Source organism: Spongiibacter nanhainus (assembly GCF_016132545.1).
GTDB classification, from domain to species: Bacteria; Pseudomonadota; Gammaproteobacteria; order Pseudomonadales; family Spongiibacteraceae; genus Spongiibacter; species Spongiibacter nanhainus.
In genome coordinates, this window is the sequence record NZ_CP066167.1 from 1,445,080 (window position 1) to 1,469,051 (window position 23,972).

At 57.8% G+C, this 23,972-nt stretch carries 17 protein-coding genes and 1 pseudogene; 9 read left to right on the plus strand and 9 right to left on the minus strand.

The window, feature by feature from the left end:
* Positions 1-40: 40 nt before the first annotated feature.
* A complete protein-coding gene (locus I6N98_RS06545) occupies positions 41-1,585 on the minus strand; it encodes a hypothetical protein (RefSeq protein WP_198570988.1) in 1,545 nt (514 codons plus the stop codon).
* Between the two features lie 416 nt (positions 1,586-2,001).
* On the opposite strand from I6N98_RS06545, the gene I6N98_RS06550 reads away from it, so the two are divergent.
* Positions 2,002-4,131, plus strand: coding sequence for a molybdopterin-containing oxidoreductase family protein (locus I6N98_RS06550; RefSeq protein ID WP_198570989.1), 2,130 nt, complete (start codon positions 2,002-2,004; stop codon positions 4,129-4,131).
* 22 nt (positions 4,132-4,153) lie between these two features.
* Here I6N98_RS06550 and I6N98_RS06555 read toward each other — a convergent pair whose 3' ends face one another.
* From I6N98_RS06555 to I6N98_RS06580, 6 genes are all read right to left on the minus strand, one after another.
* Positions 4,154-4,549 carry a putative signal transducing protein gene (locus I6N98_RS06555; protein WP_198570990.1) on the minus strand — a complete coding sequence of 132 codons (396 nt, stop codon included), beginning with the start codon at positions 4,547-4,549 and terminating at the stop codon, positions 4,154-4,156.
* A gap of 84 nt (positions 4,550-4,633) precedes the next feature.
* Positions 4,634-5,440 carry a hypothetical protein gene (locus I6N98_RS06560; RefSeq protein WP_198570991.1) on the minus strand — a complete coding sequence of 269 codons (807 nt, stop codon included), beginning with the start codon at positions 5,438-5,440 and terminating at the stop codon, positions 4,634-4,636.
* A gap of 105 nt (positions 5,441-5,545) precedes the next feature.
* Entirely contained in the window at positions 5,546-6,880 is a 1,335-nt protein-coding gene (locus tag I6N98_RS06565) for an MFS transporter (RefSeq protein WP_198570992.1), read from the minus strand.
* Positions 6,881-7,094: 214 nt separating this feature from the next.
* Positions 7,095-8,072 (minus strand): NAD(P)H-dependent flavin oxidoreductase, encoded by a 978-nt coding sequence (locus tag I6N98_RS06570; protein ID WP_198570993.1) that lies wholly within the window; start codon positions 8,070-8,072, stop codon positions 7,095-7,097.
* 78 nt (positions 8,073-8,150) lie between these two features.
* Positions 8,151-11,645: an indolepyruvate ferredoxin oxidoreductase family protein gene (locus tag I6N98_RS06575; protein ID WP_198570994.1), complete on the minus strand. Its 3,495-nt coding sequence runs from the start codon at positions 11,643-11,645 to the stop codon at positions 8,151-8,153.
* A 118-nt stretch (positions 11,646-11,763) separates the two neighbouring features.
* Entirely contained in the window at positions 11,764-12,249 is a 486-nt protein-coding gene (locus I6N98_RS06580) for a VOC family protein (protein ID WP_198570995.1), read from the minus strand.
* A gap of 308 nt (positions 12,250-12,557) precedes the next feature.
* Here I6N98_RS06580 and I6N98_RS06585 point away from each other — a divergent pair, with 308 nt between their 5' ends.
* From I6N98_RS06585 to I6N98_RS06620, 8 genes are all read left to right on the plus strand, one after another.
* A complete protein-coding gene (locus I6N98_RS06585) occupies positions 12,558-13,805 on the plus strand; it encodes an amidohydrolase family protein (protein ID WP_198570996.1) in 1,248 nt (415 codons plus the stop codon).
* Positions 13,806-13,856: 51 nt separating this feature from the next.
* Entirely contained in the window at positions 13,857-15,251 is a 1,395-nt protein-coding gene (locus I6N98_RS06590; RefSeq protein WP_198570997.1) for an aromatic ring-hydroxylating oxygenase subunit alpha, read from the plus strand.
* Positions 15,252-15,346: 95 nt separating this feature from the next.
* The gene (locus tag I6N98_RS06595) at positions 15,347-15,658 is read left to right on the plus strand and encodes a Rieske (2Fe-2S) protein (RefSeq protein WP_198570998.1); all 312 of its coding nucleotides are present in this window, start codon (positions 15,347-15,349) and stop codon (positions 15,656-15,658) included.
* Between the two features lie 837 nt (positions 15,659-16,495).
* Entirely contained in the window at positions 16,496-17,686 is a 1,191-nt protein-coding gene (locus I6N98_RS06600; RefSeq protein ID WP_198570999.1) for a MaoC family dehydratase, read from the plus strand.
* A gap of 30 nt (positions 17,687-17,716) precedes the next feature.
* Complete coding sequence (locus tag I6N98_RS06605; RefSeq protein WP_198571000.1) at positions 17,717-19,429, plus strand: class I adenylate-forming enzyme family protein; 1,713 nt, start codon at positions 17,717-17,719, stop codon at positions 19,427-19,429.
* A 64-nt stretch (positions 19,430-19,493) separates the two neighbouring features.
* Positions 19,494-20,558: an aldo/keto reductase gene (locus tag I6N98_RS06610; protein ID WP_198571001.1), complete on the plus strand. Its 1,065-nt coding sequence runs from the start codon at positions 19,494-19,496 to the stop codon at positions 20,556-20,558.
* The gene (locus I6N98_RS06615; protein ID WP_198571002.1) at positions 20,558-21,868 is read left to right on the plus strand and encodes a hypothetical protein; all 1,311 of its coding nucleotides are present in this window, start codon (positions 20,558-20,560) and stop codon (positions 21,866-21,868) included. The genes I6N98_RS06610 and I6N98_RS06615 overlap by 1 nt, the downstream gene beginning before the upstream one ends.
* Before the next feature lie 91 nt (positions 21,869-21,959).
* A complete protein-coding gene (locus tag I6N98_RS06620) occupies positions 21,960-23,159 on the plus strand; it encodes a cytochrome P450 (RefSeq protein ID WP_198571003.1) in 1,200 nt (399 codons plus the stop codon).
* Between the two features lie 124 nt (positions 23,160-23,283).
* On the opposite strand, the pseudogene I6N98_RS06625 reads toward I6N98_RS06620, so the two are convergent.
* Positions 23,284-23,454 (minus strand): annotated as a pseudogene (locus tag I6N98_RS06625) (helix-turn-helix domain-containing protein); the annotation flags it as partial.
* 35 nt (positions 23,455-23,489) lie between these two features.
* A complete protein-coding gene (locus I6N98_RS06630) occupies positions 23,490-23,966 on the minus strand; it encodes an SRPBCC domain-containing protein (protein WP_198571005.1) in 477 nt (158 codons plus the stop codon).
* Positions 23,967-23,972: the final 6 nt, after the last annotated feature.

Below are 23,972 nucleotides of genomic sequence, written 5' to 3' on the forward strand. Positions count from 1 at the left end.
ATTGAAAAACAGTAAATCACTGCCAGCTCTCCCAATCGTCTCAGTGGTGTCGTGCCCAATTGTTTTGATGGGGGGAGAGCCGACGAGCTGTATCGGATGATTGGTCTAGGGCTTGGCTTTGTGCCGTGCCGGTTTCTGCTTGAAAGACTTTCTCAAGCAACCTGGGGTCGTCAAAGTACTCGCGTCCAATATAGCTCGTGGTGTGATGGCCGTATTGCCGCAAGGCGCCGGGGGCGGGAACACCGCTAGACCACAGCCAAATGGGATCGTTAATACGGGTGCTGCGTATCTGGCCATTGCTGTCGAAAAGGCTGCGCGTACCCCCACCGGGCAGTGGTAGAGCCAGTAAGTTTTCGTAGCGCACCAGAGCATACTGCTTGTTGTTCTGAGTCTCTACGACGTTTTTCTCCGCTACGCCCTGCAGCTTGTGGGAGCCGGTGCCGATGCGCAAGAGGGCGGAGTCAGGCGCAGGGGAATCGGAGGGGAAAAACGGTGCCTGCTGCCAATACGAGTCCACTGATCTACGCTGCAGCGCTTGCACCGGATACCAGCGATGGTCGCGCCCCGATGTATGCATGCTGTCGTAGACCAAAGCCTTGCCGTTCCGGTCCAGCGTGACCCGCCAAACTATGCCGTCGATGGCGGCACCACTCTCGACCTGTTCGCCGCCGGCAAACCAGAGAAAGTAATTGAGCTGAACCAAGACTTCGCCGCCAAAGCGGGTGTAATCGATATGGTAGAACACAACGGGCTCGCCGGTGTCCACGGCAAGGCCGGACTGGGTCCAATGAGGCATGCCGAATTTGTCGGCGTTGTCGCCGGTTTCTATCCATAAATCCGGTGCGTGGACTTCCACCAGTGCCTTCCAGCCTGAGGTGGTCAGTCCCGGAACCCCCAGTTCGTCGGTAAATTGGGTATCCAGGGGCACGGGGATCAGGCCGGGATCATGTTGATTCTTTGGTTTCCACAGTGTCAGGGGCTGGTCAGAGGGAATCTCCGCGATAGTGCCTTGGTGGCGGGCTTTAATTTGAGTTTGTTGGTCGCTTAAGCGCGCTTTGATGAGGGGGACAAGCGCTGGATATAGCCCCAAGGCGCGCTGGGTTTCAGAATATCCGTCTCGCAGTGTAATGGCCGCTTTTACCCGCTCGAGCTTTTCCGGGCTGTTGATTTCAAGTGCCGCCAGAGTCTTGCCACAATTCAGCATACGGTCGCGGTAATTGGCCCTTTCCCTGAGGGAGAGGCCCAGGTTCATATACTCGAATTCCCGTGCCTCTTGATCGAGCTCCCGCATCCGGCGTACCCAGCCATTGATTTCGGCAAAGGAGTCGACCTCGTCGATAAACGAGGCTGTGAGGCGATCGGTGCGCAGATAGGGATAGCCAGGCACCCGGTGGTAGGCCGCATTGCCCACTCCGGCTTTGGCCACCATTGCATCGATCTTGGCGTAGTCGTCCCGGCAGTCCGCCATATTGCGAAACAGGCCGGTAAATTGATCTTTAGGCACTGGGGGAGGGGCCGTGTTCTGACAGGCGGCGGTAGCCAGCACTAGCAGCAGCAATCCTGAAGCAGCAATAGACCTTTGCATCGCGCATATCTCCTGGGCTCGAGACTCACGAAAGGGCATAAGTAGTGTCCCTTGGTCCGCGCCCGGAAAGTAGGTGGGTCGCGAGTCGGAGCTTCAGTGTGTTATTAAAATCTTTGTTTGCCAAGAGTGGGCCCACCAGGAGTCGGCCACTGGTTCATTACGGTTTTTTAGCGCTTGTGGATTTGACCGGTGTCGCGGCGCGCGCAACGGCGATATATGCGGAGGTTCCTCAAGGACCGGCATATGAGCAACTTTGGTTGCGCCGTCAGATAAGGGCGACTCTTAAAGTGCCAAGTGGGAGTGGGATATAGTGGTCAAACTACTCCCCAGGGCCGGGGCGACAAACTTGGAATCTCAGCGCACATTGGGATTGTGGCGCATTCTGATGACAATAATAAAGGTAGCCTGTAGCCGCGATGAGAGAACAAAAATCCTACTGCCGTTTGTGTTTTGGCTTCTGTGGAGTCAACGTCACCATCGACGACAATGAGCGGGTTGTCTCGGTTGTGGGGGATCACGATAACCCCGCCACCCAGGGTTACGCCTGTGTCAAAGGCCTGGAATTACCCAGCGCACTGTACGGTGACAGGCGACTCTGGCGTCCCCTTAAAAAAGTGGACGACAGGCATGAGGAGATTGACCTGGAGCAGGCGCTGGATGAAATCGCCCAGTGTATGCAAGGCATTATCGACCAAGACAGTGCTCAATCCTTGGCCTTTTATCGCGGCACCGGTACCTTCGGCTCAAACGTGGCGGCATTGGCCTTCCCGGCCCTGGCCGACGCAGTGGGCGGGCAGCGCTTTTCCACCATGACCATCGACCAGTCTGCAAAGTGGGTCACCGCCGATCGTCTGGGAACCTGGCACGCCGGCAAGCAAGCCTTTGAAGATGCCGATGTGTGGTTGTTTGCTGGGGCCAATCCCCTGGTGTCGGTGTTTTCCTGGCATACGCCGGTACAAAACCCAATGAAACGCCTGAAAGAGGCAAAGGCGCAGGGGCTCAAGCTGATTGTGATCGACCCCCGCGAGTGCGAAATGGCGAAGTTTGCCGATATCCATTTGCAGATTTACCCCGGTGAAGATGCTGCTGTGGCGGCGGGCCTTATTCACTTGGTACTCAACCATAATTGGCACGACGCCGAGTTTTGCGCCCAGCACGTTGAGGGCCTGGAGCAACTGCGAGAGCAGGTAGCGCCGTTTACGCCAGAGCTGGTCGCTGCCCGGGCGGGGATTGGCCGAGAGGACCTAATCGCTGCCGCTGAGTTGTTTGCCAGTCAATCCAAGCGCGGCAGTGTGAGCACCGGCACCGGTGTGGATATGGCGCCCTTTCCCAATCTGGCCGAGCACCTCTATGAAGTTTTGGGCGTGATTTGCGGTCGCTATCTTCGCGAGGGTGAGGTGTTGCCCAACCCCGGCGTCTTATTCAGTGGGCGACCGCCTCGGGCCGAGGTCCGCGCACCAAAACGCAGTTTTGAAAAAGCGCCTCGCTCCAGAGTTAGGGGCGCGGTAAGGCTCAATGGAGAATCGGCGACCCCCACATTAGCTGAGGAAATCCTCGAACCGGGACCGGGGCGCGTACGGGGGATGATTGTCTCCGGTGCCAATCCCATGGGAGCGATACCCGATAGTGATCAGGTGTTCAAAGCCCTTAACGCCCTCGACTTGCTGGTAGTGATCGACCCCTTTGAAACTGAAACTACTCGCCTTGCCGACTACGTGTTGCCACCGAAGTTTATGTACGAGCATGCGGATATTACCTTTGGTCTGGAAATGAGCAATCTGTCGGTGCCTTATGCCCAGTACACGCCGACGCTGGTTGATCCACCCGCGCAGTCGCAACTCTGCGATGAGGGTTACGTGATGTGGGCCCTGGCCAAGCGCTTGGGGCGCGGGCTAAATATCATGGGGCAAAGCATGGCTATGGACGCACCGCCCAGCGACGATGACTTTTTATCACTGATAGCCAGCCGCAGCGGTGTATCTTTTGACGAGATCAAACAGACCGCCCAAGGCGGTAAAGTATTCGACTTACCTCCCAAGCATGTTGCACCAGCTGGAGAAAAAGCTGGGCGCTTTGCGGTGATGCCTGAGGATGTTGCGGACGATATGCAGCGCTACCGCAGCGCTGAGCCCATTGCGACCACTCTGGGTGTTAACAGTGAGTTTGGCTTCCGCTTGATTCCCCGACGCATTCGGGAGGTCAGCAATACCAGTTGTCGGGACTTCCCCTCTGCCCAAAAACGGGCGGCCTACAATCCGCTGTGTATCCACCCGGAGGACCTTAGCGAGCTGGGATTAGTAGACCGGCAGAGCGTCACGGTTAGCTCGGATAATGGCTGTATTAACGCTATCGTCAAGGCGGACTCGACCCTTAAACGTGGCGTGGTGAGCATGACCCACGGCTACGGCGGGATGCCCGGCCAAGCCTCTGACTACCTAAAGCACGGCTCTTCAGTCTCCCCCTTGATCAGCCTCAGCCGGGATTGCGAACCACTTCAGGCTATGCCGAGAATGTCGGCCATTCCAGTGCGGATAGATCCCACGTAATCCGTCCCGAACAGAGCGCTGTTCAGGTCTCGCTGATTGCCCCGCAGGCCTTACAACGAATTCCATCCTTGGTGGGAAACAACGGAAAGTCGATACCGAGAAAAACCAGAAAGGCCCAGCGTTTACCGATTCGATAGTACTCTGTCTCGGCACTGCCGCACTGAGGGCAAACCGGGAAGTCCCCGCCCTGTTGCTGCAAGAGGGCCGCCTCATCGTCCTCACTTAAAACCTCCAGAGCTCGCTCGACAAATGTTTGCGGAACCTGAAGCTTGACGCCGCCCATCGCGTTGGAGAAAAGCCACTGCATATTAATGGTGTGCTCGTCCGCCACAAAGGCGGGTATACCCTCGGCGTCCAGCTTGGCCTTGGCAATGTGAGCTTCGTAGGGGAAGCTGTAGGTAGAGACGGTAACGAGCATGATAAGTGTTGCCCTATAGTGAGGGAATACAACAAACTTTAGTGAGTAGCGTTACACAATGTGTGGTAAGCAAGGTTTATAAAACTAGTTCGCTTCGCCATGTGAGCCCACTGTGCAGGTATTCCCCCAGAACATAAAGCCACCTCCGCAAGACCATCTGGGATTACGCTGTATCCAGATGATCTGATTGCCAATGAATCCAAATGCCAGGGCAGGCTCGCCCAAAATACCAGAGGCCAAATAAGCCGATCCAGCATTGCCATTTTTAGACACATTGTTTGGCGCGAGACTTTTTAAGTAGCCTTCCAGATCATCGTTTGGGCCCAGTGCGAGCCGGAATGCGCCACGCTTTTTTTGAGCAGACATGCTGTCGTAAATCATCATGGGCGATGAAATCAACGTCGCGGGGATGAGGAGCGGTGATAGTAAGGCTGCAAATATTGATGTGCCTACAGCCTCTTGTTGAAACTGACCAGATAGCTCGTCGTTTGTCCCGTTTAGTTTTTGCAGTAAATCAGGGTCTGTGGCTTCGATCGTTTTTGCATTGAAGCGCGCAAAACAGGCAGATACATCGAGATTGTCGCGGTGGGGAAAAAGTGTGCACTCCCGTAATCTTGGCCAGTAATGCTGCCCTTTACCAATCTCTGAGGCCGCTACGACTTGGCCATTTTCGCTAAGCAACTCAAAGTAGCGGTATTTTCCTGTAACCTCAAAAGTAAAGTAGCTAAAGATTCCACCCTCATGTAAATAATCAAGCCGATAGGTGGAAAAATTTTCCAGAGCCTCGGTTTGCTGGCTAGCGAGAGCGTTGTCGACTTGCTCTATTTCTACAGTGGAGGATGAGCAGGCAACCAATACGGCTGCAAAAAAGGTCGCGCTGACAAACCTCATGACCACCTCAATATGCCGATGCTTGGTGTAAAAGTGTATGGCGCCGTCAGCCGTAAATCTACTCGTACATTTTTTATGTGCTGCTGTGTTTTTATTCTATGGCTTCTACGGCAGCTCCTTCGGCGTAATCATCCAGGTACACACTGCGGCGGCCAGCGCTGGCACCGCAAAGATCACAAACAATACTGGCATTGACAGACCCAAACCCATCAGGACGCCAGCCAGTAATGGGCTGATCACCGCGCCGGCGCGGCCGAGGCCCGCTGCCCAGCCCAAACCGGTGCTGCGTACCTGCGCAGGGTAAATGGCCAGGGCGATGTTGTAGAGATTGGAGAAGGCGCCCATCAGGGTAATGCCAATCAAAAACAGCATGATCCAGATGGCGGCATAGGGGATGGCGTTAATGCTGTTGGTCATGCCGCCCACCGCAAAGATGCACAGGGTGCCCAGCACAAAACCGGCAGCGATAATTTTGTTTAGTGCATAGCGCTTGGCCAGATAGCCCATCATCATGGTGCCGATAATGGAGCCAAAGGGGATGGCGGCGGTGCCTTGAATCGCTTGCTGTTGGGGTAGGCCGGCGTTGGTCAGTACCTGCGGCATCCAACTGCTAATAAAATACACCACCACAAAGCCGGTAAAGAAAGCGGCCCAGGCCAGCAGGGTAGTATTGCGACGGCTGGGCGTCAGCAGTGATGTCACAGCGGCCTTCTCGGCGCTTTCGCCTTCGCTCACCGGGGGCAGGCTGGCGACTTGGGGTTGGCCGATGAACTTGAGGGTTTTGTTGACCTTGTCCAGAGCGATTTCGGGGTGGCGTTTTATGGTAAAGGCGATGGATTCCGGTATCACCAGCTGGCTGGCAATGCCCACCACGATGGTCAGCAGGCCAGCGTAGAGAAAGATCGGTTTCCAGCCCAATGTCTCGATTAGGGCGCCGGTAAGCATGCCGCCAATCACCGCGCCAGCAGATGCGCCGGCCACCATGATGGAGATAATCAACACCCGGTGCCTGGCGGGGCTAAACTCCCCCATCAGCGGTGTCAGTGAGGCTACCAACAGCCCCAGTGCCAAACCGGCGACGGCGCGAAGAATAATCAGGTCGGTGGCAGTGTGACTCACCATAATGGCGCTAGTGGTAATGCCCGCCACAATTAGTGAGCCGCTCACGGCCATACGCCGCCCATAGCGGTCGGCGATCCAGGATAAAAACATCGCGCCCAGGGTCATGCCGAATACCCCGGCGCTGAGCACCAGGCCCATTTTCTCGGCGGGAATCCCCCAGTCTGCGCTGATGGCGGGGGAGGCGTAGGCAATGACGACAATATCGAAGCCCTCGATCATGCTGGCCAGCATACCCAGAGTAAGGATCAGCCATTGCATAGGGGTGAGCTTGGAGTCGTGCAGCACTTCCTGCATGGGCGCGGCGCCGGTATCGGCCATAGAGAGTCTCGCTTATTATCGGACGAATTGTTTTTAAAATAATCAACGTTGTTGATTGAGTATCATAGCGAGTTGGTGGGATTGGGGCCAGTGGCAGCAGTGACTTTTCGATTATCTGGTTTGTGATTATCTGGCTTGGACGATGGGTGGAGCAGGCGTGGGCACTGCCCGGCGAAAGCCGCCGGGCTACAGCAGGAATGAGTGTGACTAGGCTCTAGTTTACAGTGACCGGAAGGCGCTCTTTGATCAGGGCGACGGCCTCGCTGACGATGCGCTGAATCAATTCGTCGCAGCTGGGGATGTCGTGAATTAAGCCCTGCACTTGGCCGGCCCAGACCAAGCCGGCATCGACCTTGCCCGTTTCCAGCGCGGTGCGGCCATCGGCACCTTTTACCAGGTGGGCAACATCTTCGAATTCCGCCTTGGGGTCTTTGAGAATCTCCACGACTTCATTGGAGACGGCGTTTTTGGCCACCCGGCCAGTATTGCGCAAAGAGCGGAAGATCAGGTTGGTGTCGCGCTCGTCGTGGTCCACCAGCAGCTGCTTGATATTGTCGTGGATGGGGGCCTCTTTGGTGGCGCAGAAGCGGGTGCCCATATTGATGCCCTGTGCCCCCAGGGCCAGAGCGGCTACCAGCCCGCGACCGTCGCCAAAGCCCCCCGAGGCAATCATGGGAATTGAGATTTTATCCGCTGCGGCGGGGATCAAGATCAGCCCGGGAATGTCGTCTTCACCGGGGTGGCCGGCACACTCAAAGCCATCGATGGAAATGGCGTCTACGCCCATTTTTTGCGCTGAAACACCGTGACGAACGGCCGTACATTTGTGAATAACCTTAATACCGTGGGATTTAAAATCCTCCACATGCTCTCTCGGGTTGTGGCCGGCGGTTTCAACAATGGTGATGCCGCTGTCGATAATGGCCTTGCGGTACTCGGCGTAGGGGGGCGGGTTCACTGAGGGCAAAATAGTCAGGTTGACGCCAAAGGGCTTGTCGGTCATCTCCCGGCAACGCTCGATTTCCCGGCGCAGGTCATCGGGGCTGGGTTGAGTGAGGGCGGTGAGGATGCCCAGACCGCCAGCGTTGGAGACCGCAGCGGCCAGCTCGGCCCGGCCCACCCACATCATGCCGCCCTGAACGATGGGGTATTCAATGCCAAGCATTTCGGAAAAGGGGGTTATTAATTTCATTTTTTGGTTGCCTTACTCGATATAATCAACAGTAGTGTCTATTAGTGGTCGCGGCTTTGCAATCCTTGGAGGGGCGTTTTACAGCTGCTTTAGCTCAACAAATTCAGGGGCGGCGCTGGATCGCGATGGGTTATCCAGTTCGCGAAGCAAAGCCGTCAGTTGTGCCCGGTAGCGCTCTACCGAGGCCTCTTTCACAGGACCGTAGCCGCCGATTTCTGACGCGGCAGCGGCGATCTTGGTGGCGATGGCGATATTGTCGGCCTCAAGCCGTGGCAGCAGTTCGCTGATTAGTGTGCGGTACTCCTCGATCAGTCGGCGCTCCATGCGGCGCTCGGGGAAGTAGCCAAAAATATCCAGCGCGGTGCCGCGCAATCCCTTAAAGCGGCGCAGCAGTTTGAATAGGCTCAGCATCCACGGCCCAAACTCCCGCTTTTTAGGGCGGCCGGTGGCGCGATCTTTACCGGGGATGATCGGCGGCGCCAGGTTAAAGCTCAGCTTGTAGTCGCCATCAAACTGCTCCTGAATGCGCTGCAGAAAACGCGGATCGGTGTACAGGCGGGCCACTTCGTATTCGTCCTTGTAGGCCATCAGCTTGGCCAGGGTCAGGGCCACCTGGCGGGCGAAGGCCTCGCCGCCGTCCAGGTGTGCCGTCTTGGCGGCGACATCGTCGATAAAATCGCGGTAGAGCTTGGCGTAGGCGGCATCCTGATAGCGGGTCAGCAGACCTTCGCGGCTTTTCAGTACGTCGGCCAGGGTGTCCAGCTTGGGCAGCTCTTCCCGGGGTTTTAGTGCGGCGGTCAGGGCGTTAAGGTCGTGGGCGGCGAGCCGGCCCAGGGCCAAAGTGCGCAGGTTGCCTTCCACAAAGGTGCCGTTAAGGCGGATTGCCTGCTGTACGGCTTCCAGGCTCAGCGGCAGCAGGCCGCGCTGAATAGCGTAGCCCAGCATCAGCATGTTGGTGCCAATGCTGTCGCCGGTGAGATCGGTGGCCAGTTGACTGGCGTGCAGGTCAAAGGCCTGCCCCCCGGCCAGAGCCTCGATGATATTGGCCCGCAAGCGCGCTTCTCCCAAATCCAGGGTTTTATTGCTCTGGAAGTCGCCAGTGGGGGCCACGTCGTTATTAAGAATTGCCGCGGTTTCACCGGGTTTGACGGTTTTCAACACGGCCGGGCTGGCGCCGACGATCATGTCGCAGGCCAGCACCAGATCGCTCATACCTTCACCCAGGCGGGAGCTGTAAATTTCTTTGGGGCTTCTGGCCAGGCGGATATGGCTGGTCACCGCGCCGCCTTTCTGGGCCATGCCGGTCATATCCAGTACCGTACAGCCCTTGTCGTCGATTTGCGCCGCCATGCCCAGCAGGGCGCCGATGGTCAGTACGCCGGTGCCGCCGATTCCCGCCACCAGAATGTTGCAGCCGGCGTCGCCCATCTCGGCTTGGGTCGGTGCGGGCAGCGCGGCCACTAAGCTGTCCAGGCGGTCGGCGTCGCCGCCCACCCGCTTGGCGATCTTGCCGCCGGTGACGGTGACGAAGGAGGGGCAAAAGCCTTTGACGCAGCTATAGTCTTTGTTGCACGTGCTTTGATCAATCTTGCGCTTGCGGCCCAACTCAGTCTCAAGGGGCAGGATGCTAATGCAGTTGGACTGCACCGAGCAGTCGCCGCAGCCTTCACACACCTCGGGATTGATAAACAGCCGCTTATTGGGATCTTCCATCAAGCCGCGCTTGCGGCGACGACGTTTTTCCGTGGCGCAGGTCTGTTCGTAGACAATGGCGGTCACGCCCTTCATCTCGCGGAGTTTGCGCTGCAGGCTGTCCATCTCGTCCCGGTGGTGAAGCTCGGCATTGGCCGGCAATTCCAGATGGCGGAATTGCTCGGGGTTGTCAGAGACCAGGTACACCGGCTTAACGCCCTCAGCCAGCAGCTGCTTGACCATATCCAGCGGGGTGTTTTGCTGTTCCACTGCCTGGCCGCCCGTCATCGCCACGGCGTCGTTGTAGAGCACTTTATAGGTAATATTGGTGTTGGCGGCGACAGCGGCGCGGATGCCCAAAATCCCCGAATGGGAATAGGTGCCGTCACCCATGTTCTGGAACATGTGGGGGGTATCCACAAATTGGGATACCGCCGTCCAGGGCGAGCCCTCATGGCCCATGGGCATAAACTGCATGGTGTCCCGGTCCATCACCACAGCAGCGAGGCCGTGGCAGCCGATGCCGCCCATGGCCTTGGAGCCCTCGGGCAGTTTGGTGCTGGTATTGTGGGGGCAGCCGGAACAGAAGTAGGCGGGGCGCACGGTGTTGCTACCCACGTTTTGGGCCTGTTCTTCTAGCTGAGAAAACTTTTCAAAACGCGACTCGATTGCTTGGTCAGTTAAACCCAACTGGTCCAGCACGGTCTTTAGGGCGTGGCGCACTTTGCCGGCGCTGAGTTCGCCAATAGCCGGTAACAGAGCCTTGCCGTGCAGGTCGCGCTTGCCGCTTAGGGCCGGACGTTGGTTATTATCCAGGTCGTAGAGGTGGCGGGCGATCTGGTCTTCCATCACCGGGCGCTTTTCTTCCACCACCAGCAGTGCCCGGCTACCTTTTGCAAAGTGACACAGACCCTGGGGGTCCATGGGCCAGATCAAACCGGGTTTGTAGAGCCGAATGCCCAGCTCCTTGCAGCGTGCATCGCTCAAGCCCAGATCGGCAAAGGCCTGGCGCACATCCAGATAGGCCTTACCGGCGGTGACGATACCCAGCTCGCGTTTGTCGCCGTCCACCATCACCTTGTCGATGCCGTTGGCCCGGGCAAAAGCGGTGGCGGCAGGCAGGCGGTAGTTAACCAGCCACTCTTCTTCCACCAGTGGTGGCAGGTTGGGGCGCAGGTTAAGGCCCTCCGGGGGGATCACCACATCTTGGGGTGTCGTGTAGTCCCGGTACGGGTCGGGCAGCTCGACACAGCCGGACAGGTCCAGGGTGTCGGTGATGGTTTTGAGACCCACATAACAGCCGCTGTAGCGGGACATCTCCAGACCAAACAGCCCAAACTCGATAATTTCGCCGATGGTGGCGGGGTAGAGGATGGGGACAAACGCCGCCATCAAGGTGTTTTCACTTTGGTGGGCGCTGTCGGAGGATTTACCGCCGTGGTCGTCGCCGGCAACGATCAAAAAGCCGCCTTTGGCCGAGGCGCCTTCGTAGTTGCCCAGTTTCATCGACTCGCAGGCCCGGTCGACGCCAATGCCTTTGCCGTACCAGATGCCGAAGACGCCATCCAAATCGGATTTCCCGAACCAGTGTAGCTCCTGGGTGCCGCGAATCGAGCTGATCGCCAGCTCCTCGTTGAGGCCGGGACGGAACACAATGTTGTGCTCATCCAGCAGCTTTTGCGCCCCCATCAGGGCAGAGTCGTAGACGCCCAGTGGTGATCCCCGGTAACCGGAGATAAAACCGGCGGATTTGATGCCCATTGCCCGGTCCCGGCGAATTTGATCCAGGGGCAACCTCACCAGGGCCTGGTTGGCGTTCATAAACACCTGACCGGAGGCCTGGAGATATTTGTCGTCTAGGCTGACATCGGCTTTCGTCATGGGGTGCTACTTCGTTACGGCCTGTGGCAGGGCTACAGCCTGCCACTGGCAAAAAGTGGGGTGCTCCCGACAGCGGCGGTCATTGGCGCCGGGCCCGGGAGCGCTGTGGCCAAACTTATCAGGCCTTTTTGCTAATGGGCGGCAATTGATCTAACGGGAAATCGCAGTTTTCGTCGATGGTTTCCTGAATTTCGATCAAGTTACCCTCCGGATCGCGTCCGTAGCAGGTTTTTACGTGACCGACGTTAATCGGTTCCGGCTCGGGAAACGTCATGCCCACCTGCTTTAAGCGCTCAAACTCTTCCTCAATGCCCACCACATCCACGCAAAAGTGGGTGTAGCCCTTGTCGAACGGGTCCAGGCCCTTGGTGTTGTTGGGCTCGGGGGCGCTGTACTGGAACATTTCGATATAGCAGGTGCCGGCCTTAAGCATGGCGCCACGGGATGCGGAGCCCTTCACCGCCACGATACGGTCGATAAAGTCGTCGTTTTCCCAGGCGAAGGGTTCGCCAACAACCTCAAAGCCAAAGGCTTCGTTGTAAAACTTGATCATCCGGTCCATATCGTGGACGTGGATGGCGACGTGGTGAATGCCTCTGATCATTATTGTCCCCCCTCGGGCAGCAAATTGGGCAAGGTCCGAGAAGTTTACTCAGAGTCGCATATAGCGGGTAAGAGCCCTGGCAGAGGTAGGCAAGTTGCTGTTCTGTCGTGGTCATTTTGGTGTTTACCGGCGCTGGGCATAATGCTGAGCTATAGAGCACCGCCGGCTTGAGGCCAAGCGCCCAGCTGCGGTAGCCGGCTGAAGTAAGCTGCCATAACCAGCGCAGCCACGTTGCAATGATAATGATACAGGCTGCCGGCACTGGGGAGAGCCCGGCGAGACGAGCCTGGTATGAGGAGAGAATGCCCATGAGCAAAACACTGATACGCGGCGCCCGCATCTGGGACGGTTCCGGCGCAGAGCCCACCAACGGCGATCTGCTGATCAATGGCGACCGCATCGAAGCGGTGGGCAGCGGTCTGTCTGCGGAGGGCTGCGAGGTGATCGATGCCCAGGGCATGTTCCTGATGCCGGGCATGACCGAGGGCCACGGCCATCTGTCTTTTGACAACGTCACCGCCACCGAAGATCTGATCAAACCCGGGGTTGAAGAGCATACCCTGCTGACAGCTCGGGTGGCTGAGCGTTTGCTGGACCAGGGCTTTACCAGCGTGTGGGGCGCCTCCGAGGCCAAGCTGCGCTTGGGCGTGGCGGTGCGCAACGAAATCGAGGCCGGCAACCTGAAAGGCCCCCGCATCCGCGCCGGCTCACTGGAAATCTCCGTCACTGGCGCCATGGGCGACGAGAGTCGTCTCCACGATCCCCGCCCCGGCGGTCCGTCGCATATTGTCGATGGCCCGGAAGAAATGCGTAAAGCCGTGCGCCTGGCCTGCCGCGAGGGCTGTGACAACATCAAGCTGGACGTGTCCGGCGATCCTTTCTATCCCGGCACACCGGCCAATACCACGCCGATGAGCTATGAAGAGGTCAAGATGGCGGTGGATACCGCCCATTCCTTTGGCAAACGGGTGAACGCCCACGTGCGCTCTATAGCCGGTGCCAAAGTCTGCTTGAAGGCCGGCGTCGATGCGCTGTTCCACTGCGAATTCACCGACGAAGAAGCGCTGGATATGTTTGAAGAGGCCAAAGACCGGGTTTACGTGGTACCCACTGTCAGCCTGTTCCACACCCTGTTGTATGAGGCCGAACCCTACATGAGTGCCGATGTTGCGCGGATGATGGGCATCGACCGCCTGCTGGAGGCCAGCCAGGAGACTCACACGGCACTGCGTAAGCGCGGCATCAAGCACGTTATCGGCGGCGACTTTGGCTTTGCCTGGAGCCCCAACGGCACCAACGCCCGGGACATCGAATTTTTCGTTAAATACTACGGCTACAGCCCCGCCGAGGCTTTGGTCTGCGCCACCGCCAACGGCGGCGCCATGATGACCATGGGTACCGACGAAAAACTGGGACTGCTCAAAGAGGGCTACCTGGCCGATATGCTGCTGGTTAATGGCGACCCCCTCACCGACACCGCTGCGGTGGTGGATGCCAACAACCTGAAACTGATTATGAAGGGCGGGGTGGTGCACAAAAACACCACGGCTGCCTGATTGGACTAACCTGACGCTGAAAAAGCCAAAGACCGAATCTGGAGAGCGACGATGACTGCACAACCCAATGTTAAAAAAGGTGAAGCTCGCTGCCCCGACGCACCGAGCACCCAAGAAATTATCGCCAAAGATGCCTACCAGGCTCCGGCCTGGGTACGCTGCGAATCCTACGAATTCCTCGGTGATGAAGACATCTCCACCGACCGCTACTACGACCCCGAGTTCGAGCGCAAAGAGTACGAAAACCTGTGGACCCGTACCTGGCAGTTTGCCTGCCGGGAAGAGCATATCCCCGAGGTGGGCGACTACTACGTCTACGATATCGGTCGCAAATCCTTCCTGGTCACCCGGGTGGCAGAAAACGAAGTGCGGGCCTACTACAACGCCTGCTTGCATCGCGGCACCAAGCTGCGCGCCTCCGGCACCGACGGCTGCGCCAATGAGTTCAAGTGCCCCTTCCACGGCTGGACCTGGAACCTGGACGGCAGCCTGCAACTGGCCCAAAACGGCTGGGACTTCCCCCACGTTAAGGCCGAAGAGTTTGAACTGCCCCAGGCTAAAGTGCAGGTCCTGGCAGGCTTTGTGTTTATCAATATGGACCACGACGCGCCGGCCCTGGAAGACTACCTGGGCGACGAGTTTATGTCTCACCTCAATGCCTGGAAGCTGGAAGACCGCTACATCCATTGCCACGTCAGCAAAGTGATTCCCGCCAACTGGAAGCTCACTATGGAAGCCTTTATGGAGGCCTACCACGTGATCGAGACCCACCCCCAGGTGGCGCCTTCCAATGCTGACGCCAACTCCCAGTACGACACATTCGGCGAGCACGTCGACCGCTTTATTTCACCCTTAGGTGTGGTCAGCCCCCACCTGGCTGGCGAGTACAGCGAGCAGGATGTGTTCAACATGTTTACCCTGGGTGACAGCGGGGCCCTGGGCGATGCCGAGCGCACACTCAGCGACGGCGAAACCGCCCGTGCCGCCATGGCCAAAATGTTCCGGGGCATGTTTGAAGAAGCCGCCAACGCCGATCTGAGCCACATCTCAGACTCCGAGCTGCTGGACTGCTTCTCTTACACCGTGTTCCCCAACTTGTTCCTGTTCGCCGGTATCTCCCTGCCGATGATCTACCGCTTCCGTCCGGTCCCCGGCGACCTGCGCAAGTGCTTGTATGAAGTCTTCTTCCTGCGTCCCGTCCCCAAAGACGGCGAGCGTCCCGATCCCGCCGAGTGCGTCCACCTGGAAGAGCACCAGTCCTTCACCGAAGCTGAAGGTATGGACGAAGGCTTTGGCGTGATCCTGGATCAAGACACCGAAAACCTGCTGCTGCAACAACAGGGCGTGGAAGCCAGCGCCAAGCCCGGCATCACCCTTGGCAACTACCAGGAAATCCGCGTGCGTCATTTTGAGCAAGCCGTCGACAAATACGTGTCCGGCAAGTAAGCGGTTATACTCCCCAGCGCCCGGTCGATACCGGGCGTTTTTGTGTCTGGAGCCGCCGGGTTGGTTTCAGTCAGCGTGCGTGAGAGGTCGAAGTTTTGTCAGAAGAATTTACCCGTTTTTGCAAGGTAGAAGAATTGCCCTCCGGCGGCAAAAAAGCCGCCAAAATTAACGATACCTGGGTGCTTGTATGCAATGCCAAAGGCAAATTGCTGGCGGTGTCTAACTGGTGTTCCCACCAAAAAAAGCCGCTGGTTAATGGCCGGTTGCGCAACTGCGCCATCACCTGCCCAGTGCACGGGGCCAAGTTTAATCTCGAGACCGGTGAGGCCTTGAACCTGCCGGCGACACAGCCGATTCCCACGTATGAGGTTAGAGTCGTTGACGACTGGGTGGAGGTTAAGGTTTGACGCTGACGCGTCGGTTGGTTTTTTTGGTGCTCTGTCGAGTTTGTATTGGCATACAGACAGCACGGGTTTCACTCGGGCCGTCCTTGGCCCTCGCCCTGCGGGCACTCTGTCGAGAGTGTATTTGTTATTCCATAGCAAGGGTTTCGCCCTGCTGGGCGAGTTCCTTTTCTTTGTTTGGCCAAAGAAAAGGAACCAAAAGAAAGGCCACCCTATCGCTCGCCCTGCCGGTTCCCTGCGCTTCTCGCCATTCAATGAAAACGCTGCGGAACTCGCCTGACGGCTCAAACAGTCCTCGCTAAAAGCTCTTTCATTGAATGGCTGCGATGCTCGGCGAGCTCAAAGGGGAATAAACCCCGGTGCCAGTAGCAAGAAAAGAACACGATCTTTTTCGGCGTGGCACCCCTGGGCCCCTTCAGGACCGCTGAGCATCGCAGGGGCAAAACGGAATAAGCGCGAGGACTGTTTGAGCGAAGCGAGTTCCGCAGCGCCCGTTTTGGCCCGAGAAGCGCAAGGAACTGCTGGCGTCTTTTTGCCAGCAGCGGTACTGCAGGGTGTCTTTTCTCTTTGCTTACTTTCTCTTTGGACAAGCAAAGAGAAAGTCAGTCGCCCAGCAGGGCGAAAATCGTGCTAAGAATTAGCCAATATCCCCTCGACAGAGTACCCAGCCCCCGGCAGGGCACCATCCCCCACAACGCCCCGTCGCGCGCCAAGCGACACCACATCCCCCCGCATCTATTGCCAAAAGAATCGCACCCCCGGTGGAGAGCCCATGCCACCGATCTCATACTATTCTAGACTGTAAAGTAGTAACGACTAAAAACACTAAAGGAACACACCATGTCCGCCGATTCCAAAGAACTTTCCGCGCAAATTGACCTCAGCGACCTGGACCGCCTGGTCGGCAAGGAAGTGGTTTTTGCCGAGTTGTGGGACCCCTGCAACGCCACTGATATCCGCCGTTGGGCCATGGCGATGGATAACCCCAGCCCGATTCATTGGGATGAGGAGTTCGCTAATGCCTCCAAGTTTGGCGGCATTATCGCGCCGCAGTCTTTTGCGGTGGCGATGGATTACGGTCACGGCTGTCACCCGGCGGGGGTGGGCAAAATCCCCGGTTCCCACCTGATTTTTGGTGGCGAGGAGTGGTGGTATTTTGGCACGCCGATTCGCCCTGGCGACAAGCTGTTTCAGAAGCGCCGCTTTGACGGCTACGACCTCAAGGAAACCGCCTTTGCCGGTCCCACGGTCTTCCAGCGCGGCGACACCGAGCACCGCAATCAGCACGGCGCTCTGGTAGCCCGGGAGCGGGCAACGTCGATTCGATATCTGCGTGAAGAGGCCAACAAACGTGCAGTGCATGGCAAGGAGCGGGCAGAGCCGCGGCGCTGGACCAAGGACGAGCTGAAAGAAATTCACAAGCTGCGCCATGAGTGGCTGATGTCCAACCGCGAGGGCCACTCGCCAGCCTACGGCGATGTGCAGGTGGGTGACAAGCTGCCACGCCGGGTGATTGGCCCCCACTCGGTGGTGACTTTTGTGACCGAATACCGCGCCTTCCGCCAGAACGTCTGGGGCACCTGGCGTTGGAATGTACCCGAGGGCAAGTACGACCCGGCCATGGAAGACGCCGGTTTTGCCGAGGACATGACCTACGACCATGAGGCCAAAAAAGTCGACCCCCGCATGGGCGACGGCCTCTACTTCGGGCCTTCAAGTGGCCACGTTAATCTGGAAAAAGCCGACAAAATCGGTCTTGGCGGCATGTATGGCTACGGCGCGTCGATGAATGCCTGGCATGTGGATTACGTCGCCTACTGGGCGGGCCACGACGGTTATATCTGGCACTCCAAGACTCAGTTCCGCAACCCGGCATTTGAAGGGGATATCACTTACATCGACGGCGAGGTAATCGAGAAGAACGATCGCTCCGCCTTTGGCTGCCCCATCGCCACGATTCAGGTCACCATGACCACCCAGGAAGGCGAAGTGATTCTCAAAGGCACCGCAGACGTCGAGCTGCCTCACTAAACTGCTTTGATCAGGGGAGTAGGGACAGGTATGGGAACGCCTTCCGCAAACGAGACTGGGCTGTCGCTCTACCAGGCCGTGCCGCTCAGCGAGGAACCCGGCCTTGGCGCGCTGTCACTGCCGGGCTATCTGCGCGATGTCTGCGACCGTTACGGCGATGCCGAAGCGGTGGTCATGCACAGCGGCGACGATGTGATCCGCTGGAGCTACCGGGATCTGTGGCAGCAGTCGCTGTCGGTGGCCCAGGCTTTGACCGCCCGAGGCGTAGGCAAGGGCAGCCGGGTTGGCATTTTGATGACCAACCGGCCCGAGTACCTGTCGTCGCTGTTTGGCATTGCCATGACCGGCGCGACCTTTGTGGTGCTCAGTACCTTCTCCACCCCTAGTGAGTTGGAGCATGCCCTCAATACCTCTGGGGTGTCGGTGCTTCTCTATGAGGACCGGGTGCTGAAAAAAGATTTTACCGCGCAATTGGCCGAATTGGCGCCCAGCTTGTTGGAAGGCGGCGAGTTCTACTCCTCCCAATTGCCCTATTTGCGCGAGCTGGTATGGCTGGAGGGCGTTACCGCTCTGGAGGCACCCACCGTGGCTGCCGACGCACTGAGCGCCGCGACCCATTGGAATGACTTTATCGCCGCCGGGGCCGCCGTGCCGGAAGCGGTGATAGAGGCGCGCATGACTACCGTTTATCCCAGCGATCCCGGTGGCCTGTTTTTCTCCTCGGGGACCACTTCTCTACCCAAGGCGATTCTACAAACCCAGCGCGCCTTTACCCTGCAGTTCTGGCGCTGGCCCCGGCTGTGGAATATTCAGGAGCCGGCTCGCTGCTGGACCGGCAACGGCTTTTTCTGGGCCGGGCCGCTGACCATTATCGTCGGCAGTGCACTGTCCTCGGGCGGCGCATTGATTTTGCAAGCGCTGTTTGATGAGCACGAGGCGCTGGAGCTGATTAAGCGCGAGAAGGTGACTTTGATGAACGGTCGGCCCCACCAATGGGCGCGGATGCAGGCCTCGCCGGGTTGGGACAGTGCCGACTTCAGCACCGTGCGCTATGTTACAAAGGGCGAGATTATTTACTCTCACCCCACCTCAAACTCCGACTGGGAATTGCCCAACGCCTTTGGCACCACGGAGACCATGAGCATTCTCAGCTCGTTTGTAGCAGGCGATCCCGCCAATGCCGACGCCGCCAATTTCGGCAAGCTGTTGCCGGGCAATACCCTCAAAGTGGTCGATCCGGTCAGCGGTGAGATCGTGCCTATGGGTGAGCGCGGCGAGGTCTGCATCAAAGGCCCGACGCTGATGATGGGCTATGTGGGTAAAAACGCCGAAGACACCTTTGACGAGCAGGGCTTTTACCGCACCGGCGACGGTGGCTATATCGATGACCAAGGTCATTTGTTTTGGGAAGGGCGCCTTAACGACATTATTAAAACGGGCGGTGCCAATGTCTCGCCCCAGGAAATCGACACCGCCATTGCCGCCTTCCCCGGCGTAAAACGCACTCAGACCGTGGGCTTGCCCCACGAGACCCTGTCCGAGGTGGTGGTGGCCTGCATTGTGCCGGTGGACGGCGCCGATATTGATGTCGACGAGTTAACGGCGTTCCTTAAATCCCGGCTGGCCAGTTTTAAAGTGCCGCGGCATATCTTGCTGTTTAGCGAGGAAGACTACCCTTTGACCGGCAACGAGAAGGTCAAAGCCGGCGAGTTGAAAACCCTGGCGGCTCAACGTCTGGCTTGATGATTGTTCAGTCCCGCATTTATTAACTCGGCGGGCTTTTAGCCGAATTAGTGAGACGAAAATAATGACAAACACCGTGGAGCAATATCGCCTGTTGGGGCGTTCGGGGCTGCGGGTCTCTCCGCTGTCTCTGGGCACCATGACCTTTGGCGTACCCGGCTGGGGCACCGAGCTGGACGAAGCCCGCGCAATGGTGGATTGCTACCTGGAGTGGGGCGGCAACTTTATCGACACCGCCAACTTTTACGCCGCCGGTAAGGCCGAGCACATGCTGGGGGAAATCCTGGCCGGTCGCCGCGACCGGGTGGTGCTCTCCACCAAGTACAGTCTGATGATGGAGCCGGGCAATCCCAACGCCAGCGGTAACCAGCGCAAAAATCTAATGCAGTCGGTGGAGGCCAGCCTCAAGCGACTCAATACCGACTACATCGACCTGCTCTACCTTCACCTGTGGGACAACCGCACCCCGGTGGAAGAGGTGCTGCGGGGCTTTGACGATCTGGTGCGCCAGGGCAAGGTGCTGTACGTGGGTATCTCCGATACCCCGGCCTGGCAGGTATCGCGGATGCAAGCCATTGCCGATCTGCGTGGCTGGTCGCCACTGGTGGCGCTGCAAATACCCTACAACCTTACCGAGCGCACCGTGGAGCAGGAGTTTATGCCCATGGCCCGGGAGATGGGTTTGGGGGTGATTCCCTGGTCACCGTTGGCTGGTGGCGTGCTGACTGGCAAATATCAGCGCAAGGACCTCGACGCAGAAAGTAAAGACATGAGCTCCCGCAAAGGCATCAATCTGGCCACCGGGCGGCTCACCCACTCGGCATTGGATATTGCCGAGGTGGTGGCTCAGGTGGCGGAGGAACTGCAATGCAGCGCGGCACAGGTGGCACTGGCTTGGACTCTACAAGAGCAAGCCGTAGTGGCCCCCACCATCGGTGCCCGCAACCTGGAGCAGCTCAAGGGCAACTTGGGCGCCATGTCAGTGACCTTCACTGAGGATCAGCTGGCCCGCCTGGATGAGATCAGCGCCATCGACCCCTGTTTCCCCCACACCATGATTGATACCGCCACCGGCAATATGATGCTGGGCAATATCGATGTGGCACCACGCTGGCCGACCTCCCGCTAATGGCGCCCCAGTCTGACCACAACACACAGGCGCTCTGGGTTACCGGAGACGACTCCGGCCTGTCGATTCCCGCCACTCCCGAGGCACTGCTGAGCGATGCCCCGGCGTTTCTTACCACGGCCATGCACGCCCAAGGCACCATGGACCGGGACGATGCAGTGCTGGCAGTGCGGGAATCGCAGGTGGTGGCCGGGGGCAGTACCGGCAAAAAATTGCTGCTAGATTTGGACTACCGATATCCGCATCGCCACGCCGATAGCCAGTTGTTTGTAAAATTCTCCCGGGACTACGACGACCCCATTCGCGATCAGGCCAAAGGGCAGCTGGAGGCAGAGGTCAAACTGGGCTTGGTGTCCCAGCAGCCGGGTTTTCCCATTGCGGTGCCGCGCTGCTTTTTTGCCGACTATCAGCACAGCAGCGGCACCGGATTGTTGATTACCCAGTGTATTCCCTTCGGTCGCGACGGCGTCGAACCTATCCACGAAAAATGCCTGGATTATCAGCTCGATGGTGCCGTTGAGCACTATCGCGCCATTCTGAAAAATCTCGGTACTCTGGCGGGGGGACTGAAGGTCGGTGCAAAGCGAGCCGGCCGGATTGCCGCGGTGTCCTCTTACTTTCCCTTCGATGGTGATGCCCAGGACAAGCAGCTCACTGTCCGCTACAGCACCGAACAATTGCAGCGGCGGCTGGACAAACTCAGGGCTTTTATTGAGGACTACCCCGGACTGTGCCCCTGGTCGCTGGCTGGCGTGGAGGAGGTCGAGGTCTTGTCGGCGTCACTGCCCACCGTCCTGACCGAGCAAGAGCGCCTTCGGGATCAGCTCCACAATAACGATGACTACATGGCGCTGATGCACTGGAACGCCAATATCGACAATGCCTGGTTTTGGCGAGACGGTGACACCCTCCACTGTGGTCTGATGGACTGGGGCGGCGTGGGTCAGATGAATATCGGCCTGGCGCTGTGGGGCGCGCTGAGTGCCTGCGAACCAGAGGTGTGGCAACAACACCTGGACGATCTGCTGGATGGCTTTGTGACGGCCTTTGTTGAGGCGGGCGGGCCGGGCCTGTCCCGGGACACGCTTAAGCAGCATATGGCCATTGCCGCCACGCTGCTGGGCTTGTCCTGGCTGATGGATGCACCGGCGATGATCCATCGCGCCGTCCCGGTGTTGCCGAGGGATGCCGACCGTTGGTATCCCGCCATTGTGGAAAGCGAGACCGCCCGCAGTCAGTGGCTGATGCTGAGTAACTGCCTGTACCTGTGGCGTACTCTCATAGAATCCCCCGCGCTGCGCCAACTGTAAAAAGTCTGCACCTTCTGTAGAGAGTTATGGCGGGCTTTTTCTCTATAGTGATACATTGTGTTTCATATATCCGCTATATTAGGTGACCGACATGACCACTACCGTCGAAAATGGATGTCCGTTCCACGACAACGTTGATCGTCGCAAGTCCGCGAAAGTTGCAGAACAACACAACCATTGTGAGGAAGGGTCACACTGGGTTGATAAGGCGTCAGTCGCTCGCAAAATCCTGTGCAGCAAGCACGCCCGACAGGCCGGAGCCAGTGCAGAGATGCTGGAGTACAAAAATCCGGAACACGCGCCGGTGTTTTTCCTCGACGGCAAGGATCACTTCAATAAGCGCCGCAAAAGCCAGCGTTTTTTGTCGCCCAAAGCGGTCAACGATCAACATTACAAAGTGATGGAATCCGTCACCAAGCGACTGCTGGATGAGTTGCAGCAAAACGGTTCCGCTAAGTTAGAGGATATTAGCTTCCAGTTGGCCGTCGAAGTGGTAGGCGAAATTCTCGGTCTTACCGAGAGTAACCAGCAGGGCAAGGTGCGGCGCATCCAGTGGGTGCTACACAGCAGTATTAGCCAAGCCAAAAACAATATGCTGTCCCGGGCCTGGCTGAATGCAAAACGGGTATTCTTTACTGGGCTGTTCTTTTGGTTCGATGTTCGCCCAGCGATCAAAGCGCGGAAAAAATCCCCTAAAGACGACGCTATTTCCACCTATATTCAGGAAGACTACGGCAATACCGCGATTATTATTGAATGCCTTACCTACGGCACCGCCGGTATGCTGACTACCCGGGAATTCATCATCATGTGCGCGTGGTACATGCTGGAATCTCCGGAACTGGCCAAAGAATTCCTGGAAGGAGATAGCAAAAAGCAACTGGCTATCCTGATGGAAATCCTACGCCTGGAGCCCATTGCCGCCAAAGTGATGCGCCGTGTAAACGATGAAGTAGAAGGGGTTGAAGACCAGCCGCTGCCTCCGGGAGAGCGTTACGAGATCGATATCCGCAACGTCAATCTCGATGAGGAATTTGTCGGCGAGTGCCCCTTCGCCATCGATCCTGAGCGTGCCACCAAGCAGAAAGACACCGGCCGCTTCTACTCTTTCGGCGATGGCCCCCACGGCTGTCCCGGTTGGCAGGTGGCGCTCCATGAAACTCGCATCTTCCTGACCCACTTCCTGCAAGTGCCCGGCATCAAGCTGGATCGCGAGCCCGACATTACCTGGAATGACATGTTGAACGGCTACGAGCTTCGCAACGCGATGATTTCCTGCGATAAGGTTTAATTGGCCTTTAGGGATCTAAGGGCCTGTTCTTCAGGCCCTACGCGACAGTTCGCTGTTAAGCCGCTAAGCCCGGTATTGAAAACCTTGAAATTGCACTATGGACTTCCCCCCAAGTCGTGGACACCTAATCCACCCGATACTTCCCCGGCGACTGCCCGGTATAGGCCGTAAACGCCCGCACAAAATTATTGGGCTCAGTATACGCCAGCATATACGCAATATGCTTAATCGGCAGGGTCGTGGTCTTAAGGTATTCCTGAGCGACCTGCATACGAATATGCATGGCAATCCTCTGAAAGCTGCGACCTTAAGCTGTAAAAAGGTAACTGCCTAAACAGGCAGGGATTCGCAGCGCTCCTTCAAAGCCTGTGCATGGCGTTCAAAACCATCCCGCACACCCCGGATCGGCGCTACCCAGGATAACCAGCCGGTGAGGTTTTCCTCGGTAAAATACCGAGTGCTGGTGTCGGAAAGGGCGGTCAGGTATTGATAGCGCTGGCCCCGAACCAGGTTCCAGTCGTGTGCCAGGCCAGTAAAGCGATAGACGAGGGTGGCTCGCAGCTCACCGCCCTGGTCCTGGGGCGGTTCCAAACAGGTGATTTGCTCGATTTCTCTGCGCTTTAGACCGCTGGAAAACCGGACATGGAGCGTCAAGTCAGAGCCCAGTCTGGGTGGCGTGTCGGCGCACTCGATGTGGGTGACAAAGGGATTCCACTGCTGATAGCGATCGATATCCAGCATGACCTCCCATACCCGCTCAATCGGTGCCTGAATAATGGTTTCCGCGCTTGCATAGGCCATTGTCATAGTCCT

Coding starts and splice junctions, on each gene's coding strand:
- I6N98_RS06620 (WP_198571003.1), top strand. CDS start 21,960: ATGACCACTACCGTCGAAAATGGATGTCCGTTCCACGACAACGTTGAT.
- I6N98_RS06610 (WP_198571001.1), top strand. CDS start 19,494: ATGACAAACACCGTGGAGCAATATCGCCTGTTGGGGCGTTCGGGGCTG.
- I6N98_RS06630 (WP_198571005.1), bottom strand. CDS start 23,966: ATGACAATGGCCTATGCAAGCGCGGAAACCATTATTCAGGCACCGATT.
- I6N98_RS06545 (WP_198570988.1), bottom strand. CDS start 1,585: ATGCAAAGGTCTATTGCTGCTTCAGGATTGCTGCTGCTAGTGCTGGCT.
- I6N98_RS06615 (WP_198571002.1), top strand. CDS start 20,558: ATGGCGCCCCAGTCTGACCACAACACACAGGCGCTCTGGGTTACCGGA.
- I6N98_RS06565 (WP_198570992.1), bottom strand. CDS start 6,880: ATGGCCGATACCGGCGCCGCGCCCATGCAGGAAGTGCTGCACGACTCC.
- I6N98_RS06575 (WP_198570994.1), bottom strand. CDS start 11,645: ATGACGAAAGCCGATGTCAGCCTAGACGACAAATATCTCCAGGCCTCC.
- I6N98_RS06590 (WP_198570997.1), top strand. CDS start 13,857: ATGACTGCACAACCCAATGTTAAAAAAGGTGAAGCTCGCTGCCCCGAC.
- I6N98_RS06605 (WP_198571000.1), top strand. CDS start 17,717: ATGGGAACGCCTTCCGCAAACGAGACTGGGCTGTCGCTCTACCAGGCC.
- I6N98_RS06585 (WP_198570996.1), top strand. CDS start 12,558: ATGAGCAAAACACTGATACGCGGCGCCCGCATCTGGGACGGTTCCGGC.
- I6N98_RS06550 (WP_198570989.1), top strand. CDS start 2,002: ATGAGAGAACAAAAATCCTACTGCCGTTTGTGTTTTGGCTTCTGTGGA.
- I6N98_RS06600 (WP_198570999.1), top strand. CDS start 16,496: ATGTCCGCCGATTCCAAAGAACTTTCCGCGCAAATTGACCTCAGCGAC.
- I6N98_RS06555 (WP_198570990.1), bottom strand. CDS start 4,549: ATGCTCGTTACCGTCTCTACCTACAGCTTCCCCTACGAAGCTCACATT.
- I6N98_RS06560 (WP_198570991.1), bottom strand. CDS start 5,440: ATGAGGTTTGTCAGCGCGACCTTTTTTGCAGCCGTATTGGTTGCCTGC.
- I6N98_RS06580 (WP_198570995.1), bottom strand. CDS start 12,249: ATGATCAGAGGCATTCACCACGTCGCCATCCACGTCCACGATATGGAC.
- I6N98_RS06570 (WP_198570993.1), bottom strand. CDS start 8,072: ATGAAATTAATAACCCCCTTTTCCGAAATGCTTGGCATTGAATACCCC.